Origin of the sequence: Bartonella sp. AP150HLJHH, from assembly GCF_042196385.1 — a bacterium.
In the GTDB taxonomy this organism is placed as follows: Bacteria; Pseudomonadota; Alphaproteobacteria; order Rhizobiales; family Rhizobiaceae; genus Bartonella.
In genome coordinates, this window is the sequence record NZ_JBHIQC010000109.1 from 1 (window position 1) to 868 (window position 868).

The 868-nt window shown below is 35.7% G+C and carries 1 protein-coding gene and 1 pseudogene; both read left to right on the plus strand.

The window, feature by feature from the left end:
* A pseudogene (locus ACFING_RS09935) lies at nt 1-82 on the plus strand (TrwH protein); the annotation flags it as partial.
* On the plus strand, nt 79-840 hold the full coding sequence (locus ACFING_RS09940) for a type IV secretion system protein (RefSeq protein WP_375630806.1): 762 nt from the start codon (nt 79-81) through the stop codon (nt 838-840). The pseudogene ACFING_RS09935 and the gene ACFING_RS09940, both read left to right, overlap by 4 nt.
* The last annotated feature ends 28 nt before the right edge of the window (nt 841-868 follow it).

Below are 868 nucleotides of genomic sequence, written 5' to 3' on the forward strand. Positions count from 1 at the left end.
AAAGCTAAAACAGCCAAATGATAGGAACCGAGTGCCTATTAATAAAACAATCCCTGCCGAAATCAAGCGAGGAGACAGATGAAAAAGCGATTTATTATAACAGGAATGATTACCCTTTGGGGAATACTGAATCTAGCTCCAGCAAATGCAGGTGTAAGCGTAACTTTCGAATCCCGAACACCACCTAAGGACCCAACTGTAGACTTACCACCTCCTCCACCGCCACCACCTGCTCTACCAGCGGAATATCTGGAGCTTATTGATCTATTAAAAAAAGGGGAAATTATTGAGCTCTTAAAAAAACAGCTTGCGTTAAAAAAAGAACAACTTTCGCAAACAGAAAAAACCTATCAGGCTATAACAAATAGTCAAAAAATTGGACCTAAAACTATAGATTTTTCTAGTTTTTTTCTCAAAGAACCAGAATCGCTCTATAAGAGTGATAAGCTTTCAAGGGAATCATATCAAAAGGTATTAGAGGAAGAAAACAAAATTTCTGGGACTTTTGATCAAATGGGCAAAAATCTTTTTGCGCGTTTACAATTTTTCTCAGTGCTAGATAAAGCTATAACTTTGAAAACTTTTGAAAACGTAGAAAATCGTTTTCAATACCTCAGAAATTTATTTGATGAACTTCAAAAAAAGGAAAACCTGAAAGATATTGCAGACCTTCAAGCACATATCGATGGTTCATTAGCCATGATCCACAATGAATCTATAAAGATGCAAATGATAACGCATTTACGTAAAGCTGAGCAATCACTTATCAAAAAGAAAAGACGCGAACTTGATATGAAATTTTTTAACCATGAAGCAAAAGGGATGCCTACCATACGATAAAAACAAAATCCACTGTAGAAGGTTCAGT

What these genes read in the sequence shown, in the direction of transcription:
- ACFING_RS09940 (WP_375630806.1), top strand. Translation starts at nt 79, where the DNA reads ATGAAAAAGCGATTTATTATAACAGGAATGATTACCCTTTGGGGAATA.